Here is a 25,851-nt window from a genome sequence, read left to right on the forward strand (position 1 = left end):
GGCATGACGATCATCCGCGCCGCCGCCGCCCTTTTCGCCCTCTCCCTTGCCGGGTCGGCGCATGCGGCACAACCGATCGCCGGTCGGTGGCTGACCGAAGATGGATCCGCAATCATTCAAGTGGGACCTTGCGGCGCCAGCACGTGCGGCAGGATTGCTTCGGTGGTGAAGCCCCGCCCCGGCGCTCCCGCTACCGATGTCAACAACCCCGATGCCAAGCTTCGCGCTCGGCCGATGATCGGATTGCCGATCCTGTCCGGCTTTAGCGATGCGGGCGAGGAGTGGCGCGGCCGAATCTATGATCCGCGCAACGGCAAGAGCTACAAGTCGATCGTTACTCGCGGTGAGAATGGCACGCTGCGGGTGAAAGGGTGCGTTTCCTTCATCTGTCAGACGCAGGTCTGGAAGGCCGCGCGGTAACGCTTCATCGGCTCGCCGCGCGCGTGGCAAGGATCAGACCGGCACCGCTTCTCCCTTTGCGCCATAATGGTGCCAGGCAAAGATGGCAGCGGCCCCGCGATGCGGGCTCCAAGGCGCGGCGAGCTCCCGCGTCAGCTTTTCGCTCGGGCGCGTATCGTGCCCCAGGATCTTGCCGACCTCGATCTGCACCGCCAGATCCCCGGCTGGCCAGATGTCCGGCCGGCCTTCTGCGAACAACAGGTAGATTTCGGCCGACCAGCGTCCGATGCCCTTTACGCGCATCAGCAGCGCGACGGCCTCATCGTCGTCCGCCGGCAAATGGGCGAAGTCCAGCCGTCCGCTGACGACCTCTTCCGAAAGGCTCCGCAGATAGGCCGTTTTTTGCCGGGACATGCCCGCGGCTCGCATCTCCTCGTCGCTGGCGTGGCCGAGACGATCCAGATCCACGGGGTCTCCAATCAGGTCGATCAGCTTCCGCCACATCGCCTCGGCGGCCTTCACGCTCACCTGCTGCCCGACGATTGTTCGCATCAGCGTAACATGGCCGCGCTCGCGTATTCGGGTGGGCGGATAGCCAACGCGCTCCAAGGCTGGCGCAAATTTGGGTTCGAGCCGGGCGAGCGCATCCACGCCCTCGCGCAGCTGCTCGGCGCTCAGCCCCATTGCAGCTTGCCCTCAAGATCGGCAATGGAACAGGAAACTTGCGGGGAGAGCATAATGTCCAAGCTTATCGTCACGCTGCGGGACGGGGAAGAACGTGTCATCGATGGCGCGGCGGGGCTGTCAGTCATGGAAGTCATTCGCGATGGCGGCATCGATGAAATCCTCGCGCTTTGCGGTGGTTGCTGCAGCTGCGCGACCTGCCACATCCATGTCGACCCGGAATTTGCGGACAAACTGCCGCCGATGACCGAAGACGAGAATGACCTCTTGGAATCGTCCAGCAGCCGCGATGGCACTTCCCGGCTTTCGTGTCAGCTGCCGTTCGGCCCGGAACTTGATGGCTTGAAGGTTCGGATCGCCGAGGAAGACTGAGGCTTCACCAGACGCGCACCGGCATGCTGCTGCCGGTGCGTGAAGCTCCGCCTGCCACCTCATCAATCGACACTCATGAACCCTGAGCCGATGTCCCGCCTATCGCGTGGCGATAGCGTATAAGGCGATCGCCGCCGCGTTCGAAACGTTGAGGCTCTCGACATTGGGACTGATCGGGAGCTTGGCGAGCTGATCGCAATGTGCCTCGGTGTTCTGGCGCATCCCTTCGCCTTCCGCACCCAGAACCAGGGCGATCCGCCCTTCGCCCATGGACTCCCCAAGCGTTTGCGTCGCGTGCCCGGTCAGGCCGATGCGCCAGAAGCCTGCTTCCGCAATCTCGTCCAGCGCCCGCGCCAGGTTCACCACGCGAACCCACGGAACCGTCTCCAGCGCGCCAGACGCCGAGCGGGCGAGCGCTCCCGATTCCGGCGGCGCATGGCGATCCTGGGTGACGATCCCCAGCGCATCGAACGCCGCCGCCGACCGCAGCACCGCACCCACGTTATGCGGGTCGGTCACCTGATCCAGGATTACGAGTGGACGACGATCATCGCGCCCCTGATCCAGCAAATCTCCCAGCCAGATCTCCTCAAGCGGATCCACCTCCGCCACCAGCCCCTGATGCGGCGCGTCCGCCGGCACCATGCGCCCCAAGTCGGCTACATCAGCGTACACGACCGGCAGAAGCGGCGGGAGTTGCAGGTTCGCCAGCGCCTCCCGCGTGCCCCACAGCTTCTTCACGGTGCGGTCAGGGTTCGCGAGCGCTGCGGTCACGGCATGGCGCCCCCAGAATCGGGGTCGGTTGCCAGGTGCTTGGCTTGGGCGATGTCCACGGCGCGCCATCAGTTCGTCTCTTCCGGTTTGATCGTAAAGGTTGGTCGGGAACGATCGAGCAGGTGCCCGCGAATGGTCGACCCGTTCGTCTGCTACGCTCCAGAAACCCCCGCATAAGCGCAAAGTGCAGCGACGGAAAGTTGGCGCCTGACAGGGAGCCAGCAAAATTCCACCACACCGTGATCACATGCGTTGACACGCCGCCCAGGCTTCGGCATTGGGCGCCCTCGCTCTAACGAAGCGGCCCTGTGGAAGGGTGGCCGAGTGGTTAAAGGCAGCAGACTGTAAATCTGCCCACGCAAGTGTACGCTGGTTCGAATCCAGCCCCTTCCACCAAGAACCGCTCCGGCGGCTTCCGAAACAGTCCGAACAAGGGTAGAACAGGCGCAGAAACGCGCGGGTTCTATCGTCCGGCTTTGTCCAGCACGATCCAGCCCAAGCGTACCCCCTGTCGGGGTATCGGCGGGGGTACTGTTCAGAGGTGGGGGTATTGATACCCCCAGACAGGGAACGATGCTGACGGACGCCCAGATCAAGCGCGCCAAGGGCGCGGACAAGGCCTACAAGCTCTCGGACACGGGCGGATTATTCCTGCACGTCGCCCCCTCGGGCGCCCGCTCCTGGCGCCAGAAGTACCGGTTTGGGGGTAAGGAGAAGCTCCTCACTCACGGCCTGTACCCCCAGGTGAGCCTGTCGGCCGCGCGCGATCTGCGAGACACCGCAAAGAAGGCGCTCCGCGACGGGCGCGATCCGGCGATAGAAAAGAAGCAGGAGAAGGCCGCGCGCGTGATCGGCACGTCGCACACCTTTGAGGCGTGCGCCCGCGCCTGGCACGAGCTCAACAAGCCGCGGTGGAGCAAGGTGCACGCCGGCAACGTGATCGACAGTCTGGAGAAGGACCTGTTTCCCGCGATCGGCGCGATGCCGATCAAGGACGTGACCGAAGCGATCCTTCTCGACGCCCTGCGCCGGGTGGAGAACAGGGGCGCGATCGAGACGGCCAGCAGGATCCGGCAGCGTGCGAGTGACGTCTTCGCCTATGCTGCGGCCGCCGGCCTGCGCACGGGCGACCCGGCGGCGGTGGTCAAATCGTTGCTCAAGCCAAAGCCGAAAGCGACCAAGCAGCCGGCCATCACCGATCTGGACCAACTGCGCGCCATGATCGCGGATATCGAGGAAGAACGGGCGAGCCCGATCACGAAGCTGGCGAACCGGCTGGTGGCGCTGACAGCCGTGCGATCGGCCGTTCAGCGCTTCGCCAAGTGGGAAGAGTTCGAGGGACTGGACGGCCCCTCTCCTATCTGGCGAGTCCCGCCTGGCACCATGAAGCTGGCGCTCCGACTGAAGGACGACACGCAGTTCGAACATATCGTGCCGCTGTCCCGGCAGGCAGTGGAGGTGATCGAAGCGGTTCGACCGCTCACCGGCCACCTGCCCTACCTGTTCCCGAACGACCGTCACGCCCACCGACCCATGTCGGAGAACGGCGTGCGCGCGCTGATCATCCGGGCGAACGGCGGGATCTATCGCAACCGGCACTGCACCCACGGCTACCGCTCGTCGTTCTCGTCCATCATGAACGAATGGCGCCGGCGGGAAGGTCGGCCGGATGATCGCGAGGTGATCAACCTGATGCTGGCCCACGTGGTCGAGGACAAGGTTGAAGGCGCATACAACCGGGCCGCGCACATGGATCGGCGTGTCGAGTTGGCGCAGATCTGGGCTGATATGGTCCTCGCCGACGCGCCGCCGGCAGCGGCGCTGCTGGATGGCAAGCGGAACTGAACTGGGACGCAAAACGGAAGGGCAGCTAACGCCCAATTGCGGACGTTCGACGGAGATGCCACCCGTAGCCAATGCGAGAGATTCTTGGTGGCGCTATAATCGTCCTTGGCGGACAGTGGGTGATCACCGCACCGTTCGCGATCGTGTGGAGCCTTCGGCGGAGACGATGGGTGCTCGCAGCCCTTCTCGCTCTACCTGCGCTGTGGTTCGTAGTCGGGTATTTAGCCGCCGATCAGCGATAAAGCCGAACGTCCGCTCCCCACCCAAATCGGACGTTCACCGGCGGCGTGACAACACGCCGAAGAAGACCTCGACAGAGGATCTACACCCCGTCCTGAAATGGGACGTTCCCGTAAGGTTTCACCCCTGTTCTTCAAACAGAGGATTGGAACAACACTACGAGAACGGATAAAAGGGGACAACCGGCGCTCGTGGGGAGCGACCGGCCGTCAGTCAACCTCTGTCAGGGAGGCCAACCTTGCTAACTGTCGGCTACGATAATCGTACACTGCCGTCAAGCGGTTTCCCTGATCATATAAGGGAAACGTTATATGACATTCACCGGTAAAACACTCGCACTTGTCCCGCACAGCTATCAAGGATCGCTGATCCAGCTTCGCGCTGACGACGGCTACATCAACGCGACCGCGATGTGCAAAGCGGCCGGCAAGCTCTGGGGCCACTACCGCGAGAACGCACAGACGAAGGCATTTCTTGACGCGCTAGCGAGCGATATCGGTATTCCGATATCGACCCTAGTGCAGTCCGTGAAAGGCGGCGCCGCCGAGCATCAGGGCACTTGGGTGCACCCACAGGTATCGGTTCATCTCGCGCAATGGCTTTCGCCTCAGTTCGCTGTGAAGGTCAGCCAGTGGGTGCTAGCCTGGATGACAGGTTTGCGCCCCAACGACCGCGTCTGGGCGCAGTTCGAAGACCGCGTATCGCTTGTTTATGACAACGTCCCCCTGGGCTACTTCGCGGTGTTTCAGCAGATCAGCGACCTGTTCGCTTCAATGATCACCAACGGCGCCGACTTCGGCACAAGAATGATCCTTGACCTAAGCGTCGGGGGATGTTGGGGGCGGCACTGGACAAAGCATCAGCTCGATGAGGATTTCGGCCCACGCGCCCTCTACCCTCACAGCTACCCCTCTTACTTCCCGCAGTCGTGGTCGAACCCGCAGGACGCTTGGTGCTATCCTGAAGACGCTATTCCCACTTTCAAGCGGTGGCTGCGAGAAGAGTATGTACCGGTAAAGATGCCCGCGTATCTTCGAGATCAGGTGCGTAAGAGCAAGCTTCCGGCGCCGGTCGCGAACAATGCGCTGGCCGCTCTGGCGGCGCGCGAGCAGGGCCGCGCGCTCCCGCGATATTCGCCTAACTGAGATAACTTCCCAAAACGCGACAACTGGCCCGCCCTCACCCGGCGGGCTCCTTCGCAGCTCCGCAGGTTCGCTGCTTTCAAACCGCACGGCTCAGAGCTATCTACCCGGAGAGGCGTTGCTTATGACCCCGGCCATGCGGGAAACTCTCGTGTCTGTCGCTGCCGTAATGCAGCCAGAGCGCGATCCTTGGTGGATCGTAGGCAGCGCGGCTGTGGCGCTTTTAGGGGTGTCGCCGGTGCGCGTGGCCGAGATCGACGCCCTGCTCAGCGTGAGAGATGCCGCGAAAATCCTCCCGATGATTGGCGTTGAGCCGATCAGAAACTTCGAGCGCGGGAATTTCCGCTCGGAGATCTTTGCCACTTGGAGGGGCAACGCGATGCGGGTTGAGTTCATGGCGGGCGTGGAAACCCGGGTTGATGAGAAGTGGGAAAGCTTAGTCCTTCAGCCCCGACAGGCCATCGCAGTAGATGGCGCACTCGTGTTCGTTCCCAGCCTGGTGGAGTTGCTCGGCATGTTGGTAGGCTTCGGCAGGCCAAAGGACCGGGAGCGTGTCCGATTGCTCACGGCGAAGCTGTGAAGGCCGCTAAGTCCATGCCCGTCTGGGCGGTAACTTTGCTGGTCCTGCTGACCTACGTGGTTCTGCGGTACGTATGGGTGAGAACGCACGGCACCTAGCCGGCGCGCTTACGCGCTGCCGCCGCGTCGGATCACCGGTGGCTGAGAAGGTAGTCGCCGATGTCCGGCTTGATCGGACCCAGCGCCGGATCCTCGCCGTCCATATTAAGCCGCATCACCAGCCCAAGAGTGCTGTTCGGCAGCGAGGCGCCCTTGATGCGCTCCACAATCCCTCGCACGTCATAACCGCGGTCGATCTTCGACCCGATCCAGCGGGCCCGGTCGCGGCGCAGGTAGCCGATCTTGATGCCCCGAGCGCTTCTGACCGCGACGGCGGCCGGGTCGTGCGGGTTGTCGGGCTCACGCACCAGCTTGATCGGCTCTCCCGGAACACAGCGCGCCAGTTCCTCTTGGCGGCTGCTGCCATCCTCGTTGTTGTACCACTCTCCACATGCCGGCAGTCGAAAATCGCAGATACCCAAGGCCTCGCCTCATCCCTAGAACAAATGCGGAACATCCGGTAAAAGAGGGCATCCGATTCGGGCAAGAGAGATTCGATGATGGCCAATGTCGCAGATCAGAGCACCGCCGTAGACGAAGCGTTCGGCACCTGGCTGGTGAAGCAGGACGGTCGAGGGGGATTGATTGGCAATCTCGCCACGGCGCTGAAAGCCGACCGCACGTTTCCGCGCGCGGCTGATCCTGAGGGAGTGCGCAAGTTCATGGGCGATCGCCGTGCGGGCGGTGACGACTGGGAGGCGCTGGAAGACGCTGAGCTTGAGTGGCGCTGCTACTGATGATCGTTCGAGATCCGCGCGCCAAGCTGCGCGAGCTGGCGGTTCAGCGCAGAACGAGCCTGAACGGCCTGTCCTGCACGATCGGCCGGCCGCGGCGTTACCTGACGAGGTTCGTAAAGGAAGGCCATCCGGAGCGGCTGAGCGCCACGGACATTGACCAGCTATCTCGCTTCTTCGGTGTCAGCCCGGTAGAGTTCGGCGCCGATGATCCACGGTGGCGTCGGTGGCGCGACCATGCGTTCCATACCACCGAGCGCAAGCTAGGGTTCGAGGTGTGGGACGAGAAGCAGGGGCGGTATCGATGCGCGTGATTATTCTCGGACAGCCCGAAACCTCCGTGCCCGACAGCGCCGTCCGGCTTGCCTACGAGCTTGTCCAGACGCTCGGCCGGGAAGAGACGCACGATCTCATCGTCACCGGCATCCGTAGCGCGGAGTCCGGCCGGAGCGACGTAGTTGATGGCTGGGTCGAGTTAGCGCAGGGGATTGAGGCGTTGACGCACGCGACGCGGCATTAACGCCCGGACTCGTTAGCGGGTCGGAAAGGGTGTTACGCTAACCCCGAATCGGGGGGACACGTGCGCGTCAGGCATCTCATTGCGCTGCGGAAGCAGCTTGTTTCTGACACAGGAAACTGGTCTTCAAATGACATGCCGCCTCGCCACTGCCCAATATACTCGAAGACGCGGCCGATCCGCGCGGGGTGGCAGTGGCGATCTGCGACTGCGCAGGGAGGCGGCCGCTCTTTCGTGATGGTGGCCGAATGCAATCCATCCCGGGGCAATTGGAAGTCGTTCCTTCTGCTTGAGACCGCAAACGGGCACTCGGTGATTGCCCGCTTTGAAGATCATGCGAGCCATCCTGGGCAGCACGTTCATTCGCATTGCGAGCGTAGCGGCCTTCAGGTTGGCGCCGAGGGGCTGGGCAACCTGATACGGATACCTCCAGCCGGCAATCGCCACCGAAATGCAACAGCTCTGACCCTGCAGACGTTCTGGGCTAGAGCGCGCCGGTTCTACCGGATCGATGACAACTTAGGCCCGCTGTTCGCAAATGTCTCCTGACGCCCTCTCCGATGCGCTCTGCCGTGCGTTCTGCGGAGCCATAGACGTACGCCCTGTTCCGAGCGGATTAGCGATCAGCTCAGCCTTCGAGGATAGCTCCGGTGACCGCCTCACCTTCTACCTGACGGAGGATGAGGACGGCTATCGCATCGAGGACGATGGCGATTACCTGGCGACGCTTATCGCCAAGGATATCCCCATCAACGAAGGCATGAGGGGACAATTGCTCGATGCAATCCTTGATCAGGGCAAAGCCTATTGGGATCGCGAAACGTTCGAGATCAAGACCACCGCATTTCCTGCGAAGGACGTACAGCGCCGTACGATTGATTTCCTTTCGTCGCTAATTCGCGTCCGCGACCTTGAACTAGTGACGCGCGAAGTCGTCCGATCCACATTTCGCGAGGACGTTGTGTCCGCGATGGTGCGACGCTTCGGCCCAGCGATCACGATCACTGAGGGCGGGGTCGTCGCAAACGACTTTTCCGAGTTTCCCGCGGACATTGTTGTTCATCCAACCGCCTTTGCCCCTGGCGCAAAGGCCGGCGCCATTTATCTCGTGAACAACAGCGACAAGCTGAATGAGGCGCTGTTGGCTCATCAAGAGGCCCAGATGCATGATCGGCACGACATCGGCGTGGTAGCGCTCATCGAAGAGCCGGACATGAAGGTTGTAAGTCGCCGGCGCTTCCAGCGAGCACAGAACCGTTCATTGCCCATGCCGATCTTTCGGGGTGACGAAGACGGCGCGATGACGCTGATTGCTCGGGAGCTTTCACTTCCAAGGACCGTAGCTGCTTAGTTTTGAGCGGCATTCCCCTCCCAGGCAAGGGCCTGTCCGCCGCCCTCAGATTCATCCTGAAGAAGCGCCAGCCCCGTCGGTCGCACCCAACAGCCGCTCCGCCGCCACCACCTCGGCCGCGCGCTGGCGGATCTCGCCACGCGCTTCGATCGCCGCCTCTAGCTTGATCACCTTGCCCTCAAGCATCGACTTCTCCCGGTGGCAGTCGCGCACCTCCTTCTCGAGCGCGTCGATCCGGGCGCCGTCTTTGGCGGATCGCTCGTCCAGGCGCGTGATCTCGTTTGCGAGCCGCTGCCACTGCATGTCGGTGACTTCCTCGGCGCTCTTCTTGGCCTCGCGCCGGTAGGTGAGGATCGACCCCACCGCCCCTCCGCCGAGCAGCGAGGTAATGGAGGCGATTATCAGTTCGGGATCGATCACAAGCGACCTTTCGATTCAGTCGGCTAACCGGCTGTGTTTTCGAGAGTATTGCCGGTTTTGAGGTGTGAAACGCCCAAGACGATTCACACCCCTGGCCGTGCCAACGCGGCTCAGCCGGTGACGATCAGTTCCGACACGCTCTGGGCAGCGCCAGCCCCGACCGTGTAGGTCGTCGGCATTTCTTTGGGCGAAAACCGCTCGTGTCCTAAGGATACTGCCGGATGGGTGCCGCTGCCGAACCCGTAGCCAAAATCAACCGGATGTCGGCCGTTTGAGAACCGCATGTAGAGGCAGCGATCTCCTTCCCCCGATTTACATTGTTGCCACTTTCCAACCCGATAACTTCATTTCCCCATCGCTTGAAAGCCAGCTGCCTGTTAGCTTGAAACAACGAATTGCGAGGATGACAAACGAATGCTTGTGAAGAGACGGGTCGTAATCATCGCGCTTCTGTCGTTTGTGGCCACTGGTTGTTCACTAAAACCGGGAACAAGTAAGGTGGCATCAAATATGAGCCGTCATCCTCTAACGAGTTACCGCAAGTTGTCGGGCTTGGAAGTTAGGTCCTTTCTTGCCAACCGATCGATCAATCTAGGTTGGTCTAATCACATGTATAGTGGCAGGCGACACGAGACGTTCTACACGGATGGCCGGTGGAAATCGTACAAAGAGGCTCGCGCTCCTATCTCAGAGGAAGGAAATTGGCACGTCTCTGATGACGCGTTGTGCGTAGTCCCAAGTCAAAGAAGTAAAGAGTGCAGGGAAGTTTGGATATCTCCCGATCGAACCCGTGTTCATCTTCAACCCCACCCTTTCGGTACGCCACCGTACCACTCTGGAGACTTTACCTTGGCCGTTGGCAATTTACGATAGGAGGTTTCCTTGTCCTACGCCGATATCGGCATTCCGATATCGCTCCGGCGAACGTGTCAGGATCAGCCGCTCTGCGGCAGAAAATCGTATTCGGGCCGAACGCGGATCAGGAGCGCGTCGCTGTCCGACGAGGTAGAAGCAGGCGTGCCGGTCGCGCCTGGCGCAGGCTCGATGACCAGCGGCCCTCCCATGAAGGTATCGAGAACGCCCTCCCCCAGGACTTCGGCGAGCCGCCAGCGCAGGTTCGGGTGTCCGGCGAGCTTCTGTGTCACCTCGGGATCGTGGCGCATCTCCAACAGCCGCCCCTCTGACACATTAGTGCGCAGGACGCTCGCCACGGTCACGGCATCCGCGGCGCGGCCCAAGGCCTTGCCGACGCCCGGGCCGAACACCGTGAACGCCAGCTTCTGCCCTTCCATCCCGCGCGGCGTGCCGTCGGAAAAGCATTCCTGATAGTGAAGGACCAGAACGTCCTGCTGCGTGCAGCGGAGCTGGTCGTCGTCATCGAGCAGCACCATCGCGTCACTCGTCCTCTTCGCCTGGCTGCAGCCGCTCGATGATCAGGAGGCTTCCGCCTTCGCTCGGGAGATCAGGGGTGATCCCATCCACGTCCGGGCTGGGCTCGATCACGAACTGTCCGCCGAAACGAGGCACCAGCGCCCCGTCCGGGCGGACCTTCGCGAAGCGGTAGCGAAGACGCGGAAGGCCGGCGAGGCGCCGGCTAACCTCAGGCAAATGGAGGAACTCGTACGATGGCCCTTCACCGCTCTCCAGGCGGACACCGTTGGCCGTCACCTCGTCTGACGGCAAGCCGAGCGCGGCACCGACGCCCGACCCGTAGATGGTGAAGACGTACGCCTCGCCTTCCATCTGGCTGAACTCGCCGGTGGCGAGTTTCCGCTGATAGGACAGGCGCAGAGCGTCGTGTTGGAACGCCCGCATGTTATCGTTGCGGTCCAGATCCAGCATCAGGCCGCTCCCGTGAAGACGCGCCGATCTGTCCGGCCAGCCGCCACCGCGGCCGCCCATTGCTTGATCACCGGCGTCACCGCGGCGTCGTAGAGCGGCATGTTCGGGTGAAGCGGGTTGCCGCTGTCATAGTAGGTGTCGAGGCCGGCCCCGAGATTGGTAACCGTCTCGATCGCGTTCCGATAGGACGCCCACTCGAAGTCGAGCAGCGCGCAGTTGTATCTGGCTGCCAGCAGGCGAACGAGATGGTTCACGTGCCAGATGCGCTTGTAGCCGGTGCGATTCTTCGCCGGGTCATTGTGGCCGGTCCAGTCGCGTACCTCCAGCAGCTGGTTAAGCCGCGGCTCCATGTGATTTTGCGGGCTGACGGGCGCGGCGTGGTAGGCGGGAAAATTCATCTCCGACGTGGCGCCGCTGACGCCATTTCCCATGTCCGTCGTGTCGGCGAACCAGTTCGGGTCCAGCGCGATCGCCGAGCCTCGCGGGTCAGGCGGAAAGATCGTGTTGAGGACCGGTTCAGCGCCTTTCGCGCGCACCTTCCGAATGCCCGCTTCAAGTGCCGCAAGCTGCGCCATGATGCCGCCCTGCGCGTGATAGAACAGCGTGCGCGCGTCGTTCATGCCGAACATCGTCAGGACAAAGGCGGTATTGCCGGCAGTGAAGGCGGCCGAAGCGTCAAGCTGGCTTGCCATTGACGCCATCGGCGCACCCGGCGCGGATCGGTTATCTGCCTCGAAGACAAGACCAGACCCTGGGAAGCTGTCGTTCAGTGCCGCTGCCGCGACCGTCGCCGGGATGCGGGACGCCTCCACGTAATCAGGGTAAGCGTTGGAGCTGCCGACGACCGTGACATATTTGGTGATCGTCGTGGTGGTGCGCCCGCCGGTGCCCCCGTTCGCGTAGGTCACTGTGCCCCACGGCTTGGCCGGATCCAGCGGCTTCACCGGCTCAAGCAGCTCGTCCACGCCGTCAACGTCGCGCGGCGGGCCCGTCAGGATAAATGACCCGCCGCCAGCCGAATAGGTGAGCGTGACGATCTTTCCCTGTGGCAGATCGCCGGCGAGGGTATCGTTGCCGCCGCCATCGCGCGCGATCCGACGCCGGAAGCCGGGCGCCGTCTCAAGGAAGCTCTGCCCCGTGTTGGTCGCGGTGATGAGCAGATCGAACGACGCGCCGGTAGAGCCAGCGGGAGCGTTGGCGAGCAGGTCGTTCGCGTTCCCTCCGATCGGGGTGGCGGCCGGGGCGCCTACGAGGGTCTCCGTGATCACCTTCGCGACCGCCGCCTGCTCGTTCGCCTGCGCGACGACTGGCGCTAGCAGATCAGCGCCGTCAAGGTTGAGGACGGTCGTCTCGGTGCCGCTGATCGTCAGCGTCGCGCCGGCCAGTGGAACGCCGGTGCTGGATCCTTCCCCTGAGACCGATCGGGTCGCAGGCGCCCCATCACTTCCGTAGGTGTGCGGCAGGACAATGAACTTTCCCACCATCCGGGTGATGCCGGAGAGGACGAGCGCATACTCGAACGGTGACGGATCACCCACGCCGCCGAGGTACGGCAGCCCCTGAAGCGTCGACTTGTTGATGCGAATGCGCAGATCGGTTTCGGGCAACCCGTCGACTGTCGACACGCCCGCCACGCGCAGGCCCTGCGCATTGCCGTTGGTCGTGCCAAGAAGGTCGATCAACGGCGCTCCGGGACGATCCGGGCCCTGACGCACCTGCATCGCCAGCCCGGCGTTGGTCAGGTCCGCTCCCCGCACCTTAAGCTGGTATTCCCAGGCATTATCATCGTTGCGCCAGACCGACAGGTCGTGGCGGGCAGTCAGTGCCATTCGTTTTCTCCGGTCTTAGGGAATGGGGTTCATGCCGCCGCCACCGGGAGGCGTGCCGCCGCCGCCGGTGGACCCGCCGCCGCCTGCGGCCGGCGTGAGGATCCAGCCGACATAGTGGCGGGCCGGGTTGGCGTCTGAGGGGAAGGCGTTCGCGTAAGTCGTGGTCGCCTGCAGCGACACATCACCGCCGGATCGAGCGGCGTCGTCGTAATAGAGCCAGTATGTCGTGGAATAGGCGAGGCCGATCTGCGCGCTTGCGGCGACCGAAACCGTTCGATCGCTGTAGACGCGTTCGTGGGCAGACACGTTGATCGTCGTGCTGCCGCCGGCGTCCCCAGCCGTGATTGAGACGCCACTCGGCCAGCTGTTGCTGATCATCAGGCGCTCGCTGACATCGACTGTGTCGTTGATCGCCTGCGCGAACGGGTTCTTCGCTGGATCATAAGCCGGCGCAGCGACTGCCTGAACCGCAGGAAGATCGTTGGCGTCCCACGCATAGATCTCCGCGGCCTCTTCCCGCAGCGTCATGTTGCAAGTGCCGCCCTCGCCGATCTCCTGCTCCACCACCCGGAACAGCTTTCGATCGAAGCCCAGCGGTGAGAAGGTGAACGGCACCACGCCGCCGACCGGCCAGTTCCACGCCCGGATGTCGAACGGCGCGGTAAATGTCCGCTGGTGCTGCTTGCGCTGCAGCACCTGACGGGCGATCCGCTGCGCCTGGCTCGGGCTTTCCACAACGGCCAGGTCATACGTCAGGGGGCGATCGATGCCGTCGGGGCTCGGAATCCGGACCTCCGGATAGTCGACCATCTGGTAAAGCGAGGCCGCCGACGTATCGACGTAGCGACCGCGAACGACGTTATAGGTCTGGTCCAGCGCGGGATCCGGGTCCCAGGTGAACGGCCCGATCACGTCGTCAGTGAACAGGCCGGCGTCCGTGGCGGCTTCGGCAAGGTCGTTGTGCGCGATCACCAGTGACAGGCGCCCGCCTGTATCGGTGAAGCGCCCGCAGCAGGCCGCGCAGAGCGCATCCAGGCTGGTCTTTGGGTCGTCGCCCTCAGTCATGACGCCAGCGCCCGTATAGCGCCGCTCGGTGCCGCCGGCAGAGCGATTGACCAGTTCTTCTGCCTGATTGGCCGCTTTGATGAACGACGCGAGGTTGATGCGCTTCGGGGGGATGCCAAGTCCCGTTGCTAGCCGCTTCTCGCCGGTAGCCGGGTTGGTGATCCGCCAGCCGAGCAGAAGCCGCAGGATCTGCAAGGGTATACAGGTCAGACGCTCTACGCGTTCCTGATCGATGCCAGCACTGAACTTCGGTCGATCAGCAACGCCGAATATGTGAACCGTGATCTAGAGGCGGAGTGTGCCCGGGAGAGCGTGCTGTTCCGAAGAGCGGTGCGATCATTCACGCCGAAACCAGCCACGCCAACTCGGCCGCTATCGCTACGCATCATTTCATAAAGAGCGGGATCGGAAAGATCGTATGCGTTGTACGCTACAATCGGCCCGCTGAGCGCTGGCTTCCCGGCCGTAGTTGCCTGGCGCGGCGAGATGCTGCGACGGAAGCCGGCGCCGCGGCGATAATCGTCTGAGGTCTACCTTGGCATGCTAGCGGGCCACGTGCCGCGCGACCAGATGAGGGCGGCGATCGCAAAAGCTGCTCGCAGTGATGTCGCCTGGATGGAGCGCGGCATCGATGAACCGCTCAATACCACAAACGGAACGTCGATCGCCCGCGTGATAGGCGACGGGTCAGCGTCGCGCCACTTGGCGGCGTCGAAAGCTGCCGTGCCGGAACAACCGCAGACCAGCAGAAGGGGCAGAAGCAGAGCGCGCACGGCTGCGTCATACCAAGTCATCCCAACGTCCGCTATTGGGCGTGAGCGGAATGGCGGCTTTCGGGATCGACCCCATGATAGCTGCCGTTCCGCCTATTGGGTTGTGCGCCCTCTCGGATGGCCGTGAATGGCAAGGGAAGCGGACCCGCTTTCGGCGATTTCAATCGCGAGCAGCTGCCTTGATCTCACGGACCCACTTCGGGGCGACATAGAGGAGGAAGGCAACCCACAAAGCGGCGTTCCCGAAGAACAGAGCATCTGCAACGGCTTCGCTCACAGGCAGATCAATCCGCGTCCATGCCGTCAGTCCAGCCGCAAGCAACAGCAACATGCTGGCTGCATTCGCCTTGAACGAGGGCGGTGTTAATTCGGTGACTGCAAACGATGCTACGAATAGCATCCCGGATACTGGTGCCGTAACATCTACCATAACGGACACGCTAAGGTGACAACCGGGAGACTGCAAGTGGGCGTTAGCTGCCAAGCTGGTCCCGGGAGGCGTCGCCCAAATGAGACTGCAAAATATTTTGGGGGTACTTTAGGGGGTATATCGTATGATGCTTAACCGAAAGTAACGGTTTTCCGCCGTTTATGGGATGTAGTTCAAAGGAAGCCCCTTCCACCATCCTCTCGCCGGGTCGGGAGAGTTCCCCAAGTAGCGCGGAAATAGACCGCTCTAAACGCCGGTGTGACTTGTCGGCGTCAGCGACGAAACTCCTTTAACAACAGCACCGGAAAACCCACCAAGTTTTCGCAAGGCAGCCAAACACGCCAGCCTGCTTGGGAAAACTATTCTCGCGCTGCACTTGTCGCCCGTGACACCTCTCTGAAGCTGCACAAAAAGGCGGGCCGATCGGCCCGCCTTCTATGTTTCTGGTTCAGCCCGAAACGGCCTAGCCGCCAATCTGCTCGGTCTGCGCCCCGCTGTCAGGCCTCGCCGGACCAAGCACCGGCTCCTCCCCCAACGGCTGTGCGCGAAAGACGCTGAATTCACCCTTGCCGTCGAACGTTTCTCCGTCGGTCCAGCGCCCTTCCGGGAAGCTGCCGTCGAGGGAGGTGACGAAGAAATCGTGGTTATGCTCCTGATTCTCTTCGCTCTGCGGGAAGCTGTTCGGGATCGGCAATGCCGCGCGCAGCCCGCCCATATCCTCGAGCGCCGCGAGCCATTGTTGCTGGTGCATGGTATCCCGAGCAATAAGGAACCGGAGCATATCCTTCATACCTGGATCTTCAGTGGCATTGAACAATCGCACTGCAAGAACACGACCGGTGCTCTCGGCAGCTACGTTGCAGAACATGTCAGCCGCTGCGTTCCCACTGGCGTAAATATGGCTCATGTTGAACGGCACGCCATCGGAATCGATGGGCATCGCTGCCATGCCGGACGACAGCAGGTTCTTGTGGATGATCCCTTCAATCGCGTGCTTGGCATTGCCGCCGCCCATGACGGCACCGACGATACTGTCGGTTGCGCCTTCCTCCTGGGCAGAGCTCGGCGCCGTCTCGAGATTCAAGGCCACTGCTGTAGCCAGCATTTCAATATGCCCTAGTTCTTCCGTTGCCGTGTTCAGCAACAGGTCCCGATATTTCGTGGTCGGCGCACGGTTGCCCCACGCTTGGAAAAAGTATTGCATGGCGACACGGATCTCACCTTCGACCCCGCCGATCGCTTGCTGGAGCATTCGGGCAAACTGGGGATTAGGCGTATCCACACGAACCGGATACTGAAGCCGTCGGTCATGATAATACATGGGGAGCCTCTCTCGCTATCGCTGTAGCGCATCCCCGAACGCATCCAGGCCGGAACAGTTTATTACGCAGCCGAACAAAGTCGGCTTTTCTCCATAACTTAGGTTAAAGTGGTCACAGCTTCTACGAAGAGGTATTGCGACAAGATGTTTGAAGCTGATCCGCCAGTATCTCGACGGCTCGTGATCCATGCGGGGCTGGGCAAGTCGGGATCGTCCGCAATCCAGAAATACTGTCGCGAGCAGGGCGCCGCACTGCGCAACAGCGACGCCGGCTACCTCGGTATGTACCTGGAACGTGGGGAGACCACGCAGCATGATTTTACCTCTGCGGATGATCTCGCTCGCGCGTTGACCGACGATCCAAACATCGAAGACCGGCTCGTCTCGCTGATCATGCAACGCATGCAGGCCCGACCGGCGATCAGGACCTTCATCTGGAGCCACATCGAACTGGCTATGCATGCGGACCTGTTGTCGCGGGTCGCCGCGAGGATTGCGCCGGTCTGCAGCGTGGAGATCATCCTGTATTTTCGACATCAGGCGAGTTGGTTGATCTCCGCCTACCTGCAATGGGGCGTGAAGCACAAATCGACGCCAGGCCCGATACCGGCCTTCAGAGACTGGCTTCCCGAAGCGAAATCACGCGGCGCCGATTATCGGCAGGTGATCGAAAGCTGGCAAAAGGCTGTCGGACCGGAGCGACTGCATATTCGCTCCTACGATCAAACGCCTGATGTGGTCAGCGACTTTCTCGTCACTGCCGGTCTGCCAGCACCGGAAGGAACTGCCGAAGCAAACTGGCACTACCGTACGCCCGATCCCACGATCATGACGCTGTATCGGCTTTTTCAGGGGCAGAATGAAGGCGCGGCCCTGCCCGGCACGCTTCAGCGCTTGCTCGCGACGAATGGCGTCGAGAAGAAGCAATATCGGGATGTCGATCCCGCATCGACTGTTCCTTCCGCTGAAGAATGGGGAGAGTTCGTAACGGCGTTCGGGCAAGAAAATGCTGCACTCGCGCGTGATTTCGACCTTATCCTTACCCCTCCGCACCGCGCTCCGGAGCCCGATCCTGCGTATGCTGCGCCGGCCACGGTCGTGCCAGCATTACTGGACCTGATTATTTCGATGGATCGACGCATCGCGGCCCTGGAGCGGCGCTTGAAGGGGATAGGTGCGGCAAACGGCACCTCGATCGAACAAGAAGATGATGCTCTTTAGGAATCCTCGACGGTCAACCGACGGCGGATCAACGTGCCGGTGGAGCGGGTAACGGGAATCGAACCCGTGTATTCAGCTTGGAAGGCTGCTGCACTACCATTGTGCTATACCCGCGCATCCATCGGACGGGCGCTCACTGCCACGATCAACCGTCGGCGGTCAACTGCATCCTAAACTTACATTTCCCGGTCGTCGGACGGGGTGTGCGGCGAATGGACAAAGTTCCAATTGGCCGTACGGCAGCCACTTGGAGCCCTGCCTTCGCCGATTGTTCATAGGTTTCAGCCATCGCCCGTTAATGAAACGGGCCGATCGCACGTGTCGATCAGCCCGATGCATTTCAGTCCTATGATCCTGACGCGGTCATTCCGGCTACGACCCGGAAGCCATTAAGCCGCGGCCGACAGCGCCTCCTTTTTCGCCGATGCGGTCCAGATCTGATCGATCGCCGCGCCAAGAGATTCGTTGAATTCGGCGTCGCTCATACCGTGGCGGAGATCCTCGAGCAGCGCGCGGCTGAAGCTGGCGATAACCCCATGGTTGCGGGCAAGCTCACGACACGCTTCCGGACGGGCATAGCCACCGGAAAGCGCGACGACGCGCAGGACGCGTGGATGTTCTACGAGCGGCAGGAACAGGTCGGGCTTCGTCGGCAAGGAAAGCTTCAGCATCACCTTCTGATCGCCACCCATCGCGTCGAGTGCCTTGGTCAGCTCTTCGAGCAGGATGGTGTCCGCCTCGGCACGCTCGGCGCTCTTGATGTTGACCTCCGGTTCGATGATCGGAACCAACCCATGGGAGAGGACCTGCTGCGCAATTTTGAACTGCTGCGCCACAACGGCCGCGATGCCCTCACGATTGGCGAGGTTGATCACCGAACGTTCTTTGGTTCCGAAAACGCCCAGCTTGGCCGCGCGATCGAGCAGCGCATCCAGCCCCGGCATTGCCTTCATGAGCTGAACGCCGTTGTCTTCGTCTTCCAGCCCCTTGTCGATCTTCAGAAAAGGCACAACGCCGCGATCTTGCAATGCCTGCGGGACGGGCTTGCCGCCGGCTTGGCCATCCATGGTCCGCTCGAACAGAATGGCGCCAATCACCTTGTCGCCCGTGAACACCGGTGAGGTGATGATGCGTGCGCGCATGTCATGGATGAGGCCGAACATCTCCTCTTCTGTAGACCAGGCTCCCTCTTCGATGCCGTACCCCTTCAGCGCCTTCGGCGTGGAGCCACCCGACTGATCAAGAGCGGCGATGAAACCCTGGCCTTCTGCAATCTTGGCGGTCATCTCAGCAGGAGTCATGATCAGCTTCCCCTCACATTGTTGCGTTGCGTTGCGTCATTAAGGACGCTGGTCGGGTTTGACCAGCGGCTCCCCCAATTGGGGAGGGCAGCGGAACGGCGATCAGCACAGGTCTCCGGCGAACAAACAAGCGCAATGACCGTTGTCCGGCAACAATGTCGTGATCGCAACGAGGCGAGCTGTTCGGCATAGCCTCCCTTGGCGTCGCGTCAGAAAGAAGGATAACGGTTCCGCAATGAACGAGCGCTTCACTTCCATTCACCACCACCGCATGCTTCGCGTGGCGGCGGCTACTCCGATCGCCAGTGTCGGAGACACGGTTGCGAACGCGAAGGCAACGCTGGAGTTGGCGGCACGCGCGCACAAAGAAGCGGTCGACCTTGTCGTTTTTCCCGAGCTTAACCTCAGCTCCTACGCGATCGATGATCTGCACCTCCAGTCCGCGCAGCAGAATGCGTCCTGTGAGGCGCTCCTCGCCCTAGCCGAGGGCACGGCAAACCTCAGACCTGTCCTTCTTGTGGGTGTAGCACTGCCAAGGAACGGCAGGCTGTATAACTGTGCCGTCGCGGTCGCCCGGGGCAAGATCCTGGGTGTGGTCCCCAAGACTTTCCTGCCGAACTACCGGGAATATTACGAAAAGCGCTGGTTTAGCAGCGGATCCGGTCTGACCGGGCTTTCGATGGACCTGAACGGGCAAACGGTGCCTTTCGGCACCGATCTCTTATTTCAGGCGGCGGATCTGCCGCATTTCTTCTTCCACGCCGAAATCTGCGAGGATTACTGGTCGCCCACCCCGCCCTCCACTGCGGGCGCGCTTGCTGGCGCCTTGGTCTGCTGCAATCTCTCTGCATCAAATGTGGTGATCGGGAAATCGCGAGAGCGGGCGATGCTCTCCGCTGCACAATCCGCGCGCGCCGTTTGCGCCTACGTCTATTCCGCCGCAGGCCCTGGCGAAAGCACGACCGATCTCGCATGGGATGGCCAAGGCACCATCCACGAACTTGGAGAGCCGCTGGCAACCTCCACACGCTTCGCGCTCGATCCTGAGCTGGTGATAGCGGACGTGGATTGTGAGCGCCTGACCCAGGAACGTCTACGGACGGGCACGTTCGGGGACGCAGCGGCCTTTTCTGGTCACCCTGAGACTCGGTTTCGACGTATCGCGTTCAATCACGCTCCCGATTACGCCGACGTTGGGCTCAAGCGGGCGATACGGCGCTTTCCCTTCGTTCCCGACACACCGTCCCGCCTTGATGAGGATTGCTACGAAGCGTTCAACATCCAGGTGGAAGGCTTGCTGAAGCGGGTTGTTGCCACAGGCGTGGAGCGACTGGTGATCGGCGTGTCCGGGGGGCTTGATTCCACACATGCGCTGATAGTGGCGGCAAAGGCGCTGGACCGTCTGGGCCGTCCCCGTTCGGACATTCTCGGCATCACCATGCCAGGGTTCGCGACTAGCGAAGGCACGAAGGATAATGCCTGGAAACTGATGCATGCGCTCGGCATCACCGCCGAAGAAATCGATATTCGTCCCGCCGCTCGGACCATGCTGGAAGGGATGGCTCACCCTTACGCCAAGGGTGAGCCCGTCTATGACGTCACCTTCGAAAATGTTCAGGCTGGCCTGCGGACAGACTATCTCTTCCGCATCGCCAACCAGCGTCGCGGGATCGTGGTCGGCACGGGCGATCTCAGCGAGCTCGCCCTTGGCTGGTGCACTTATGGCGTCGGCGACCATATGAGCCACTATGGCGTCAACGCAGGCGTGCCCAAGACGTTGATCCAGTTCCTGATCCGCTGGTGCATTGCGACGGATCAATACGATTCGCAGACCGATGCGGTCCTCGAGGCTATCCTGGCCCAGGAGATTTCACCCGAGCTGGTGCCCGCTGACGAATCCGGCGCAATGCAAAGCACCGAAAGCAAGATCGGTCCCTATTCGCTGAACGACTTCTTCACGCATTACGTGATCCGCCATGGGCTCGCCCCTTCCAAGATCGCCTTTCTCGCCTGGCATGCTTGGCGAGATGTGGATGCCGGACGGTGGCCGATCGGATATCCGGAGGAAGCGCGTACGGCTTACGACATTGATGTGGTGAAAGGCTGGCTGGAGAAGTTTCTCGTCCGCTTCTTCCAGACGAGCCAATTCAAGCGATCGGCCCTGCCGAACTCGCCCAAGGTGTCGGCGGGCGGCGCCGTGTCTCCGCGGGGTGACTGGCGCGCGCCTTCGGATGGCACTGCCTCCTCGTGGCTGGCGGAACTGGCGGCGAACGGACCCTGATTTTTAGCCAAGCAACGCGCCGTTTACGCTCTGCTTGTATCGGCCGCGTCATGGCGACCACCAGACAACCGCGAATCGCCTCTTCGATCTTACTCGGCTGCGCGTATTTCGTCATTTGCGCAGGGACGCTGCGTCTCACCCGTTTCGACGAAGGCGTCGCATTTCTGTGGATCGCGACGGCGCTCCTCACGGCCTGGCTGAACACCCGGCCGTTCCAGCAATGGACGGCGCCGCTGGCCGCCTGCGCGGTTGGAAGCGCCAGTGCGACCGCCCTTTGGGGCCTCGGGCCGCAGATGGCGCTTCCCTTTGCGGCCATCAACATGTTCGAAGCGGCCGTTGGCGCTGCATTTCTCAACCGCCTGGCACCACATCGGTCGGTGCTGGACTCCCACCGCTGGCTCGTGATCTTCGCCCTTGCGGCTGGTGTCATCGCACCCTTTCTCTCAGCGCTTCTGGCTGCGAGCGTGCTTTCGCTGGGTGCCGATCAGCCCTTTCTGAGGAATGCGCTGAACTGGTACAGCGGACATGCCCTCGGCACGCTGACGTTCATGCCCATTTTCCTGCTGGTCATGCGTGGCGACGCTACCCGCCTCATGAAGCGAATGGACCGGCGCAAGGCAGCGGAATTCTGCGCCCTGGTGACGCTGGTCGCGGTGGTGAGCTATGTCAGCTTCGCCCAGGACCGCCTTCCGCTGCTGTTCCTGCCCATGCTGCCGACGGTGCTTGCAACCTTCCGCGGAGGTGCTCTTTCGACGGCCGCCTCGATCGTCATTCTCGCGGTGATCGGCGGGACGCTAACGTTCCAGGGGCATGGACCCATCGGCCTGATTGACGCGCCTCTTGGCGCAAGAATGCAGTTCCTCCAGCTCTATATCGCGTGCGCGATGCTGACGATCCTGCCAGCGAACGCGGAACTGCAGCAACGCGCCAAACTCTTCCGGCAATTGCGTGAAAGTGAAGCGCGGTACCGCGTGCTCATGGAAAACTCGACCGACATCGTTATCAATCTCGATCGATCAGGACGCCTGCTGTTCGCTTCAGCATCAATTCGACAGATCAGCGGTTTCGCCCCAGAAAAACTGATCGGCCGCAGGATTGGTGGCTTGCTCCTCGAGGCGGACGCGGAACGGGCGCGTGCATCGTTCCGCCGCATTGTGGCGGATCCGGATCGCACCCATGTGAATGAATATCGCGGTGTGATCGAAACTGGGGACGTCCGCTGGTTCGAAACACACAGCCGCGCGGTCACCGACGAAACCGGCACGGTTACGGGTGTCGTCAGCGCGATCCGGGACATTTCGAACAGAAAGGCGCACGAAGAGCGTCTGGCACGCGCCGCACTGACGGATCCGCTCACCGGGCTCGCCAATCGGCGGGGCCTGGACGAGGAGCTCAGGGCCCGTCTTTCCTCCGGTTCGGGAGGGTGCCTCGCCCTGTTCGACCTCGATCATTTTAAGCGTGTCAACGATACGCACGGGCACGCTGCAGGCGATGAGGTGCTGCGCCGCTTCGCCGCCCTCGCCCGAGCCAGCGTCCGCGATCAGGATCTGGTGGCGCGACTTGGCGGAGAAGAATTCGCGGTCGTCCTGCCAGATGCAACGATCAGCCAGGCGGCGCTGGTCTGCGAACGACTGCGCCAGACGATTGCGGAAGTGGGCGTGCAAGCTGAGGGTGCGCTCATTTTCGTCACAGTAAGCGGAGGGGTCGCTCCATACCTGCGCAATCAGCCGCCGGAAGAGGTGCTGCGTTCCGCCGATCAGGCACTCTACAAGGCTAAGCATGCCGGGCGCGACCAGCTGGCGCTGGCCGCCTGACCCCCCGCTCTTGATAGCGCCAGCCGCAGCGGACATCATGCGCGTTAAAAAGAGAGGCTGAATGAGCGATCAGGATGATGCACTCCCCGAGCTGAGCCGCACCTTGGGGCTGGTTCGAGTGATCGAAATGAATGTGGAGGGCCGAGCACGGCTCGAATATCGCGCGGGTCAGCACATGTGCCACTCAGGCGGCGTCGTTCAGGGAGGCTTTGTGACCGGTTGGATCGATGCTGCCATGGCGCATGCGGCGATCGCGATGGGCGGCCCCGATATCGTACCCATGTCGCTTGAACTGAAGGTAAGTTTCTTCGCACCCGCCCGGCCGGGACTCGTGATCGCGGAAGGCTGGGTAGAGCGCCGGGGCCGCAGCACCTGCTTTTTCGAAGGACGACTGCTCGACGCCACCGGCCGCGTCCTTGCAAAGGCCAGTTCGACCCTGATGCTCGCTTCGCGCGGCCGGGTCGAACAAGCCTCTGCGGCTGCCCTTCCAGCCTGATTTCAGGCGTTGCGCGCCATGAGACCACCGTCGACGGGAATGATGGCGCCTGTGACGAAACTTGCGCCCGGCGCGCACAGGCTTGCCGTCATGAACGCGACTTCCTCCGGCAGACCATAGCGGCGTAGCGCCGTCCGGCGTGCAGCATAGACCTGCTTCGCCTCATCCGGAATCGCTTGAGTCATTCCTGTCTCGACCGGGCCCGGGCAGATGCAATTGACCGTGATGCCCGACTTGCCGAGTTCCACAGCGAGGCTACGGGTCAGACCAATGACGCCAGCTTTCGCGGCAGAGTAAGCACTGAAACCGGCGGTAGCGCCCAGCCCCTCGGTCGAGGCGATGTTGACGATCCGCGGGTTCGCGGCGCGCCGAAGGTGGGGGAGAGCCGCACGGATCAGGCGCTGATGCGCGGTCAACAGGACGGAAAGGTGCCGATCCCAATGCTGATCGTAGCGATCATCGTCGATCGGCAGATTGGCAGAGATCCCCGCATTGTTCACGATGATCGACAGGTCGCCGAACGCCGCGGCTACGTCCTGAACGACGCTGGTGATGTGGGTGGCATCCGCCACATCGAGCGCCCACGCCTTGGCCCGCAAGCCCTCACCCGTGATTTCATCCGCAACCGACTGGGCCGCTTCGAGCCGCACGTCTGTTACAGCAACGCTGGACCCGGCCCGAGCCAGCAGGACGGCTGTCGCCCTGCCCATTCCGCTGGCGGCACCGGTGACGATCGCACCCGCGCCATCCAGGCGACTGATTACCTCTGGCACAGCCCGCATCCTCTCTCTCCCTCGGTTTACCGACGATTTTTGTTCTCTACCGATATGACATTCTTATTCGGGCCCATGGCCCATCAATCGCGCAAAAGGCTCGCTTCTTCTAATCGGACTTCTGCTGGATCCATCCTCCGGTGAACCCTGCGCGCGTCAACCCGCGACGTAGCACCGGAGAGCGCCGCATGATCTTCCACACGAAATCACTTCGCGCATTCGCAGCCTGAACAAGGATCAGTGCCTGCGTAAGCGCAAGATAGTCTCCCGCCACCCATCCGCTCTGCAGGTTGAGATTGCCCGTTTCAACTTTCCGGTCAGTGAAACGGAAGCTCGGATTGTACCCATTCAGGAAACCATATTCACGGTACAAGCCCGGAACGGCCATGAACGCCTTGGCGGCGGGAAGCACGATCTCGGGCGCGAACGGCAGACTCCCGAGCGATGCGGCAGGCGACAATGTGCCGTCATCCCTCTCCCCCGGCAGATCGAGCGGGCCTCGCCGGGCATAGCCGTGGAACGTGCGTGTCTCGCCCTTAAACGGCAGTTGAAACGCACCGGGCCCGTCGCTCGCCGTCAAGCCCCAAAGGTCTGCGGAATAGCCGTCCCACCGCATCGGATTGGCGATGCAATAGGCTCGGTTGGCGTAGGTCGCCCTGCGGCTGTTCTCGAAATAATCGAAGCCGGCGCCGCGCATCACCGTGTCGCGGATCCCGCGAAAATCGATCCACATATGGCCAAGCTGATGGCCGCATAAAGGACCGTAAGCGAGGTGGCGGGTCTCGCCTTCGCCTCGCCACAAGCGCGGATAGGGTGCACTCCAGGCCTCCCAGGCGCCGTCCTCCACGGCATGGCGCGCCGATCCCAGTGCCAGCAGTACGGCGGTCAGCCCCTCATTGTAGCCAATCACACCCGAGCGGGCGAAGCCGCCCTCCGGACGCCAACTCTGCGATATCTCCGCGCTGCCGTTCTGAAACCAAAGCCACTCGGCGCGATCCACGATGTCCGTCGCGCGGCGGCGAACCTCCTGCTCGTCTTCGTTATCGCCGCTCCACCATCCGGCGGCAAAGAGCATCCCGAGATGAAGGGAGGCGGTGTCCACGCTGGAAATTTCGGCCTTCTTGTACCGCGCGCCGCTTTTCATATCGATCAGGCGATAAAAGAAGCCGCGATGGCCGCTCATCCCACTGGGTCCCTCACCCTGCGGCGCCTCATCGAAGAAGCGAAGCGCCGCGCGTGTCAGGGTCAGCGCCAGATCCCGGCTGATCCAACCACGCTCGACCGCCATCGGCCAGATCGCCAATGCCGCGCCCACTGCGGCGATATTGGCCGCGCTCGGGCTTGGCCACCGGTCGGGAATCAGGCCGTTCGCCGCATTCACCGTGTCCCGGAAATAGCGGAAGGTGCGATATTCGATCTCTTCGTAGAAGTCGGGCAGCGCCGGCGGCTTGGGACTTGGCGTGACCGGAATGGCCGGATCGGCACACCCCGACGCTAGTCCCGCAAGGCCAAATGAGGTGTTCGCAAGGAATGTCCGGCGATCAAGCAT

26 protein-coding genes and 2 tRNA genes are annotated in these 25,851 nt (G+C 62.1%); 14 read left to right on the plus strand and 14 right to left on the minus strand.

What is annotated here, in order from left to right; translation table 11 throughout:
- Positions 1-3 precede the first annotated feature (3 nt).
- On the plus strand, positions 4-420 hold the full coding sequence (locus BMX36_RS04395) for a DUF2147 domain-containing protein (RefSeq protein ID WP_066780374.1): 417 nt from the start codon (positions 4-6) through the stop codon (positions 418-420).
- 33 nt (positions 421-453) lie between these two features.
- Here the strand turns inward: BMX36_RS04395 and BMX36_RS04400 are convergent, their stop codons facing one another.
- Positions 454-1,083 carry a DNA-3-methyladenine glycosylase family protein gene (locus tag BMX36_RS04400; RefSeq protein ID WP_093063795.1) on the minus strand — a complete coding sequence of 210 codons (630 nt, stop codon included), beginning with the start codon at positions 1,081-1,083 and terminating at the stop codon, positions 454-456.
- 54 nt (positions 1,084-1,137) lie between these two features.
- Here BMX36_RS04400 and BMX36_RS04405 point away from each other — a divergent pair, with 54 nt between their 5' ends.
- Positions 1,138-1,455: a 2Fe-2S iron-sulfur cluster-binding family protein gene (locus BMX36_RS04405; RefSeq protein ID WP_093063796.1), complete on the plus strand. Its 318-nt coding sequence runs from the start codon at positions 1,138-1,140 to the stop codon at positions 1,453-1,455.
- Positions 1,456-1,554: 99 nt separating this feature from the next.
- Here the strand turns inward: BMX36_RS04405 and rlmB are convergent, their stop codons facing one another.
- Positions 1,555-2,298 (minus strand): 23S rRNA (guanosine(2251)-2'-O)-methyltransferase RlmB, encoded by a 744-nt coding sequence (gene rlmB / locus BMX36_RS04410; RefSeq protein ID WP_093063797.1) that lies wholly within the window; start codon positions 2,296-2,298, stop codon positions 1,555-1,557.
- Positions 2,299-2,539: 241 nt separating this feature from the next.
- Here rlmB and BMX36_RS04415 point away from each other — a divergent pair.
- From BMX36_RS04415 to BMX36_RS04430, 4 genes are all read left to right on the plus strand, one after another.
- Positions 2,540-2,625, plus strand: a tRNA-Tyr gene (locus BMX36_RS04415).
- Positions 2,626-2,802: 177 nt separating this feature from the next.
- Entirely contained in the window at positions 2,803-4,074 is a 1,272-nt protein-coding gene (locus BMX36_RS04420) for a tyrosine-type recombinase/integrase (RefSeq protein WP_093063798.1), read from the plus strand.
- A 551-nt stretch (positions 4,075-4,625) separates the two neighbouring features.
- Complete coding sequence (locus tag BMX36_RS04425) at positions 4,626-5,459, plus strand: KilA-N domain-containing protein (RefSeq protein WP_093063799.1); 834 nt, start codon at positions 4,626-4,628, stop codon at positions 5,457-5,459.
- Positions 5,460-5,580: 121 nt separating this feature from the next.
- A complete protein-coding gene (locus BMX36_RS04430) occupies positions 5,581-6,036 on the plus strand; it encodes a hypothetical protein (RefSeq protein WP_093063800.1) in 456 nt (151 codons plus the stop codon).
- A gap of 130 nt (positions 6,037-6,166) precedes the next feature.
- Here BMX36_RS04430 and BMX36_RS04435 read toward each other — a convergent pair whose 3' ends face one another.
- Positions 6,167-6,556, minus strand: a complete 390-nt coding sequence (locus tag BMX36_RS04435) for an HIRAN domain-containing protein (protein ID WP_093063801.1) — start codon at positions 6,554-6,556, stop codon at positions 6,167-6,169.
- 75 nt (positions 6,557-6,631) lie between these two features.
- Here BMX36_RS04435 and BMX36_RS04440 point away from each other — a divergent pair, with 75 nt between their 5' ends.
- From BMX36_RS04440 to BMX36_RS04455, 4 genes are all read left to right on the plus strand, one after another.
- Positions 6,632-6,871, plus strand: coding sequence for a hypothetical protein (locus tag BMX36_RS04440; protein ID WP_256210652.1), 240 nt, complete (start codon positions 6,632-6,634; stop codon positions 6,869-6,871).
- The gene (locus BMX36_RS04445) at positions 6,871-7,182 is read left to right on the plus strand and encodes a hypothetical protein (protein WP_093063802.1); all 312 of its coding nucleotides are present in this window, start codon (positions 6,871-6,873) and stop codon (positions 7,180-7,182) included. Before BMX36_RS04440 ends, BMX36_RS04445 begins: the two co-directional genes overlap by 1 nt.
- Positions 7,173-7,388 (plus strand): hypothetical protein, encoded by a 216-nt coding sequence (locus tag BMX36_RS04450; protein WP_093063803.1) that lies wholly within the window; start codon positions 7,173-7,175, stop codon positions 7,386-7,388. Before BMX36_RS04445 ends, BMX36_RS04450 begins: the two co-directional genes overlap by 10 nt.
- A gap of 535 nt (positions 7,389-7,923) precedes the next feature.
- On the plus strand, positions 7,924-8,736 hold the full coding sequence (locus BMX36_RS04455; RefSeq protein ID WP_093063804.1) for a DUF1828 domain-containing protein: 813 nt from the start codon (positions 7,924-7,926) through the stop codon (positions 8,734-8,736).
- Between the two features lie 51 nt (positions 8,737-8,787).
- On the opposite strand, the gene BMX36_RS04460 is transcribed toward BMX36_RS04455, so the two are convergent.
- The 7 genes from BMX36_RS04460 to BMX36_RS04485 form a co-directional block, all read right to left on the minus strand.
- Positions 8,788-9,156, minus strand: a complete 369-nt coding sequence (locus BMX36_RS04460; protein ID WP_093063805.1) for a hypothetical protein — start codon at positions 9,154-9,156, stop codon at positions 8,788-8,790.
- Between the two features lie 935 nt (positions 9,157-10,091).
- Positions 10,092-10,547 carry a hypothetical protein gene (locus BMX36_RS04465; RefSeq protein WP_093063806.1) on the minus strand — a complete coding sequence of 152 codons (456 nt, stop codon included), beginning with the start codon at positions 10,545-10,547 and terminating at the stop codon, positions 10,092-10,094.
- 4 nt (positions 10,548-10,551) lie between these two features.
- A complete protein-coding gene (locus BMX36_RS04470) occupies positions 10,552-10,998 on the minus strand; it encodes a hypothetical protein (RefSeq protein ID WP_143058508.1) in 447 nt (148 codons plus the stop codon).
- Entirely contained in the window at positions 10,998-12,827 is a 1,830-nt protein-coding gene (locus BMX36_RS04475) for a hypothetical protein (protein WP_093063808.1), read from the minus strand. Before BMX36_RS04475 ends, BMX36_RS04470 begins: the two co-directional genes overlap by 1 nt.
- Before the next feature lie 15 nt (positions 12,828-12,842).
- A complete protein-coding gene (locus tag BMX36_RS04480; RefSeq protein ID WP_093063809.1) occupies positions 12,843-14,087 on the minus strand; it encodes a phage tail protein in 1,245 nt (414 codons plus the stop codon).
- 738 nt (positions 14,088-14,825) lie between these two features.
- Positions 14,826-15,095: a hypothetical protein gene (locus BMX36_RS21295; RefSeq protein ID WP_143058509.1), complete on the minus strand. Its 270-nt coding sequence runs from the start codon at positions 15,093-15,095 to the stop codon at positions 14,826-14,828.
- Positions 15,096-15,558: 463 nt separating this feature from the next.
- Positions 15,559-16,416, minus strand: a complete 858-nt coding sequence (locus BMX36_RS04485) for a manganese catalase family protein (RefSeq protein WP_093063810.1) — start codon at positions 16,414-16,416, stop codon at positions 15,559-15,561.
- A 144-nt stretch (positions 16,417-16,560) separates the two neighbouring features.
- Between BMX36_RS04485 and BMX36_RS04490 the strand changes: the two genes are divergently transcribed.
- Complete coding sequence (locus tag BMX36_RS04490; RefSeq protein ID WP_143058510.1) at positions 16,561-17,637, plus strand: hypothetical protein; 1,077 nt, start codon at positions 16,561-16,563, stop codon at positions 17,635-17,637.
- A gap of 40 nt (positions 17,638-17,677) precedes the next feature.
- Here BMX36_RS04490 and BMX36_RS04495 read toward each other — a convergent pair.
- A tRNA-Gly gene (locus BMX36_RS04495) sits at positions 17,678-17,751 on the minus strand.
- 275 nt (positions 17,752-18,026) lie between these two features.
- On the minus strand, positions 18,027-18,938 hold the full coding sequence (locus BMX36_RS04500; protein ID WP_093063812.1) for a fructose bisphosphate aldolase: 912 nt from the start codon (positions 18,936-18,938) through the stop codon (positions 18,027-18,029).
- A 235-nt stretch (positions 18,939-19,173) separates the two neighbouring features.
- On the opposite strand from BMX36_RS04500, the gene BMX36_RS04505 reads away from it, so the two are divergent.
- The 3 genes from BMX36_RS04505 to BMX36_RS04515 all read left to right on the plus strand — a co-directional run bounded on the left by BMX36_RS04505 (position 19,174) and on the right by BMX36_RS04515 (position 23,529).
- Positions 19,174-21,219: an NAD(+) synthase gene (locus tag BMX36_RS04505; protein ID WP_093063813.1), complete on the plus strand. Its 2,046-nt coding sequence runs from the start codon at positions 19,174-19,176 to the stop codon at positions 21,217-21,219.
- Complete coding sequence (locus BMX36_RS04510; protein WP_143058511.1) at positions 21,186-23,033, plus strand: sensor domain-containing diguanylate cyclase; 1,848 nt, start codon at positions 21,186-21,188, stop codon at positions 23,031-23,033. The genes BMX36_RS04505 and BMX36_RS04510 overlap by 34 nt, the downstream gene beginning before the upstream one ends.
- 61 nt (positions 23,034-23,094) lie before the next feature.
- Entirely contained in the window at positions 23,095-23,529 is a 435-nt protein-coding gene (locus tag BMX36_RS04515; RefSeq protein ID WP_093063815.1) for a PaaI family thioesterase, read from the plus strand.
- 2 nt (positions 23,530-23,531) lie between these two features.
- Here the strand turns inward: BMX36_RS04515 and BMX36_RS04520 are convergent, their stop codons facing one another.
- Both BMX36_RS04520 and BMX36_RS04525 read right to left on the minus strand, forming a co-directional pair.
- On the minus strand, positions 23,532-24,311 hold the full coding sequence (locus tag BMX36_RS04520) for an SDR family NAD(P)-dependent oxidoreductase (protein WP_093063816.1): 780 nt from the start codon (positions 24,309-24,311) through the stop codon (positions 23,532-23,534).
- 100 nt (positions 24,312-24,411) lie between these two features.
- Positions 24,412-25,851: a glucoamylase family protein gene (locus tag BMX36_RS04525; protein ID WP_093063817.1), complete on the minus strand. Its 1,440-nt coding sequence runs from the start codon at positions 25,849-25,851 to the stop codon at positions 24,412-24,414.

This window comes from Sphingomonas sp. OV641 (assembly GCF_900109205.1).
GTDB lineage: Bacteria > Pseudomonadota > Alphaproteobacteria > Sphingomonadales > Sphingomonadaceae > Sphingomonas.

Bases quoted from the DNA above. Each gene is read 5' to 3' on its own strand.
- BMX36_RS04395 (WP_066780374.1), top strand. From the start codon at position 4: ATGACGATCATCCGCGCCGCCGCCGCCCTTTTCGCCCTCTCCCTTGCC.
- BMX36_RS04400 (WP_093063795.1), bottom strand. From the start codon at position 1,083: ATGGGGCTGAGCGCCGAGCAGCTGCGCGAGGGCGTGGATGCGCTCGCC.
- BMX36_RS04405 (WP_093063796.1), top strand. From the start codon at position 1,138: ATGTCCAAGCTTATCGTCACGCTGCGGGACGGGGAAGAACGTGTCATC.
- rlmB (WP_093063797.1), bottom strand. From the start codon at position 2,298: ATGGCGCGCCGTGGACATCGCCCAAGCCAAGCACCTGGCAACCGACCC.
- BMX36_RS04420 (WP_093063798.1), top strand. From the start codon at position 2,803: ATGCTGACGGACGCCCAGATCAAGCGCGCCAAGGGCGCGGACAAGGCC.
- BMX36_RS04425 (WP_093063799.1), top strand. From the start codon at position 4,626: ATGACATTCACCGGTAAAACACTCGCACTTGTCCCGCACAGCTATCAA.
- BMX36_RS04430 (WP_093063800.1), top strand. From the start codon at position 5,581: ATGACCCCGGCCATGCGGGAAACTCTCGTGTCTGTCGCTGCCGTAATG.
- BMX36_RS04440 (WP_256210652.1), top strand. From the start codon at position 6,632: ATGATGGCCAATGTCGCAGATCAGAGCACCGCCGTAGACGAAGCGTTC.
- BMX36_RS04445 (WP_093063802.1), top strand. From the start codon at position 6,871: ATGATCGTTCGAGATCCGCGCGCCAAGCTGCGCGAGCTGGCGGTTCAG.
- BMX36_RS04450 (WP_093063803.1), top strand. From the start codon at position 7,173: ATGCGCGTGATTATTCTCGGACAGCCCGAAACCTCCGTGCCCGACAGC.
- BMX36_RS04455 (WP_093063804.1), top strand. From the start codon at position 7,924: ATGTCTCCTGACGCCCTCTCCGATGCGCTCTGCCGTGCGTTCTGCGGA.
- BMX36_RS04465 (WP_093063806.1), bottom strand. From the start codon at position 10,547: ATGGTGCTGCTCGATGACGACGACCAGCTCCGCTGCACGCAGCAGGAC.
- BMX36_RS04470 (WP_143058508.1), bottom strand. From the start codon at position 10,998: ATGCTGGATCTGGACCGCAACGATAACATGCGGGCGTTCCAACACGAC.
- BMX36_RS04475 (WP_093063808.1), bottom strand. From the start codon at position 12,827: ATGGCACTGACTGCCCGCCACGACCTGTCGGTCTGGCGCAACGATGAT.
- BMX36_RS21295 (WP_143058509.1), bottom strand. From the start codon at position 15,095: ATGGTAGATGTTACGGCACCAGTATCCGGGATGCTATTCGTAGCATCG.
- BMX36_RS04485 (WP_093063810.1), bottom strand. From the start codon at position 16,416: ATGTATTATCATGACCGACGGCTTCAGTATCCGGTTCGTGTGGATACG.
- BMX36_RS04490 (WP_143058510.1), top strand. From the start codon at position 16,561: ATGTTTGAAGCTGATCCGCCAGTATCTCGACGGCTCGTGATCCATGCG.
- BMX36_RS04500 (WP_093063812.1), bottom strand. From the start codon at position 18,938: ATGACTCCTGCTGAGATGACCGCCAAGATTGCAGAAGGCCAGGGTTTC.
- BMX36_RS04505 (WP_093063813.1), top strand. From the start codon at position 19,174: ATGAACGAGCGCTTCACTTCCATTCACCACCACCGCATGCTTCGCGTG.
- BMX36_RS04515 (WP_093063815.1), top strand. From the start codon at position 23,095: ATGAGCGATCAGGATGATGCACTCCCCGAGCTGAGCCGCACCTTGGGG.
- BMX36_RS04520 (WP_093063816.1), bottom strand. From the start codon at position 24,311: ATGCGGGCTGTGCCAGAGGTAATCAGTCGCCTGGATGGCGCGGGTGCG.
- BMX36_RS04525 (WP_093063817.1), bottom strand. From the start codon at position 25,851: ATGCTTGATCGCCGGACATTCCTTGCGAACACCTCATTTGGCCTTGCG.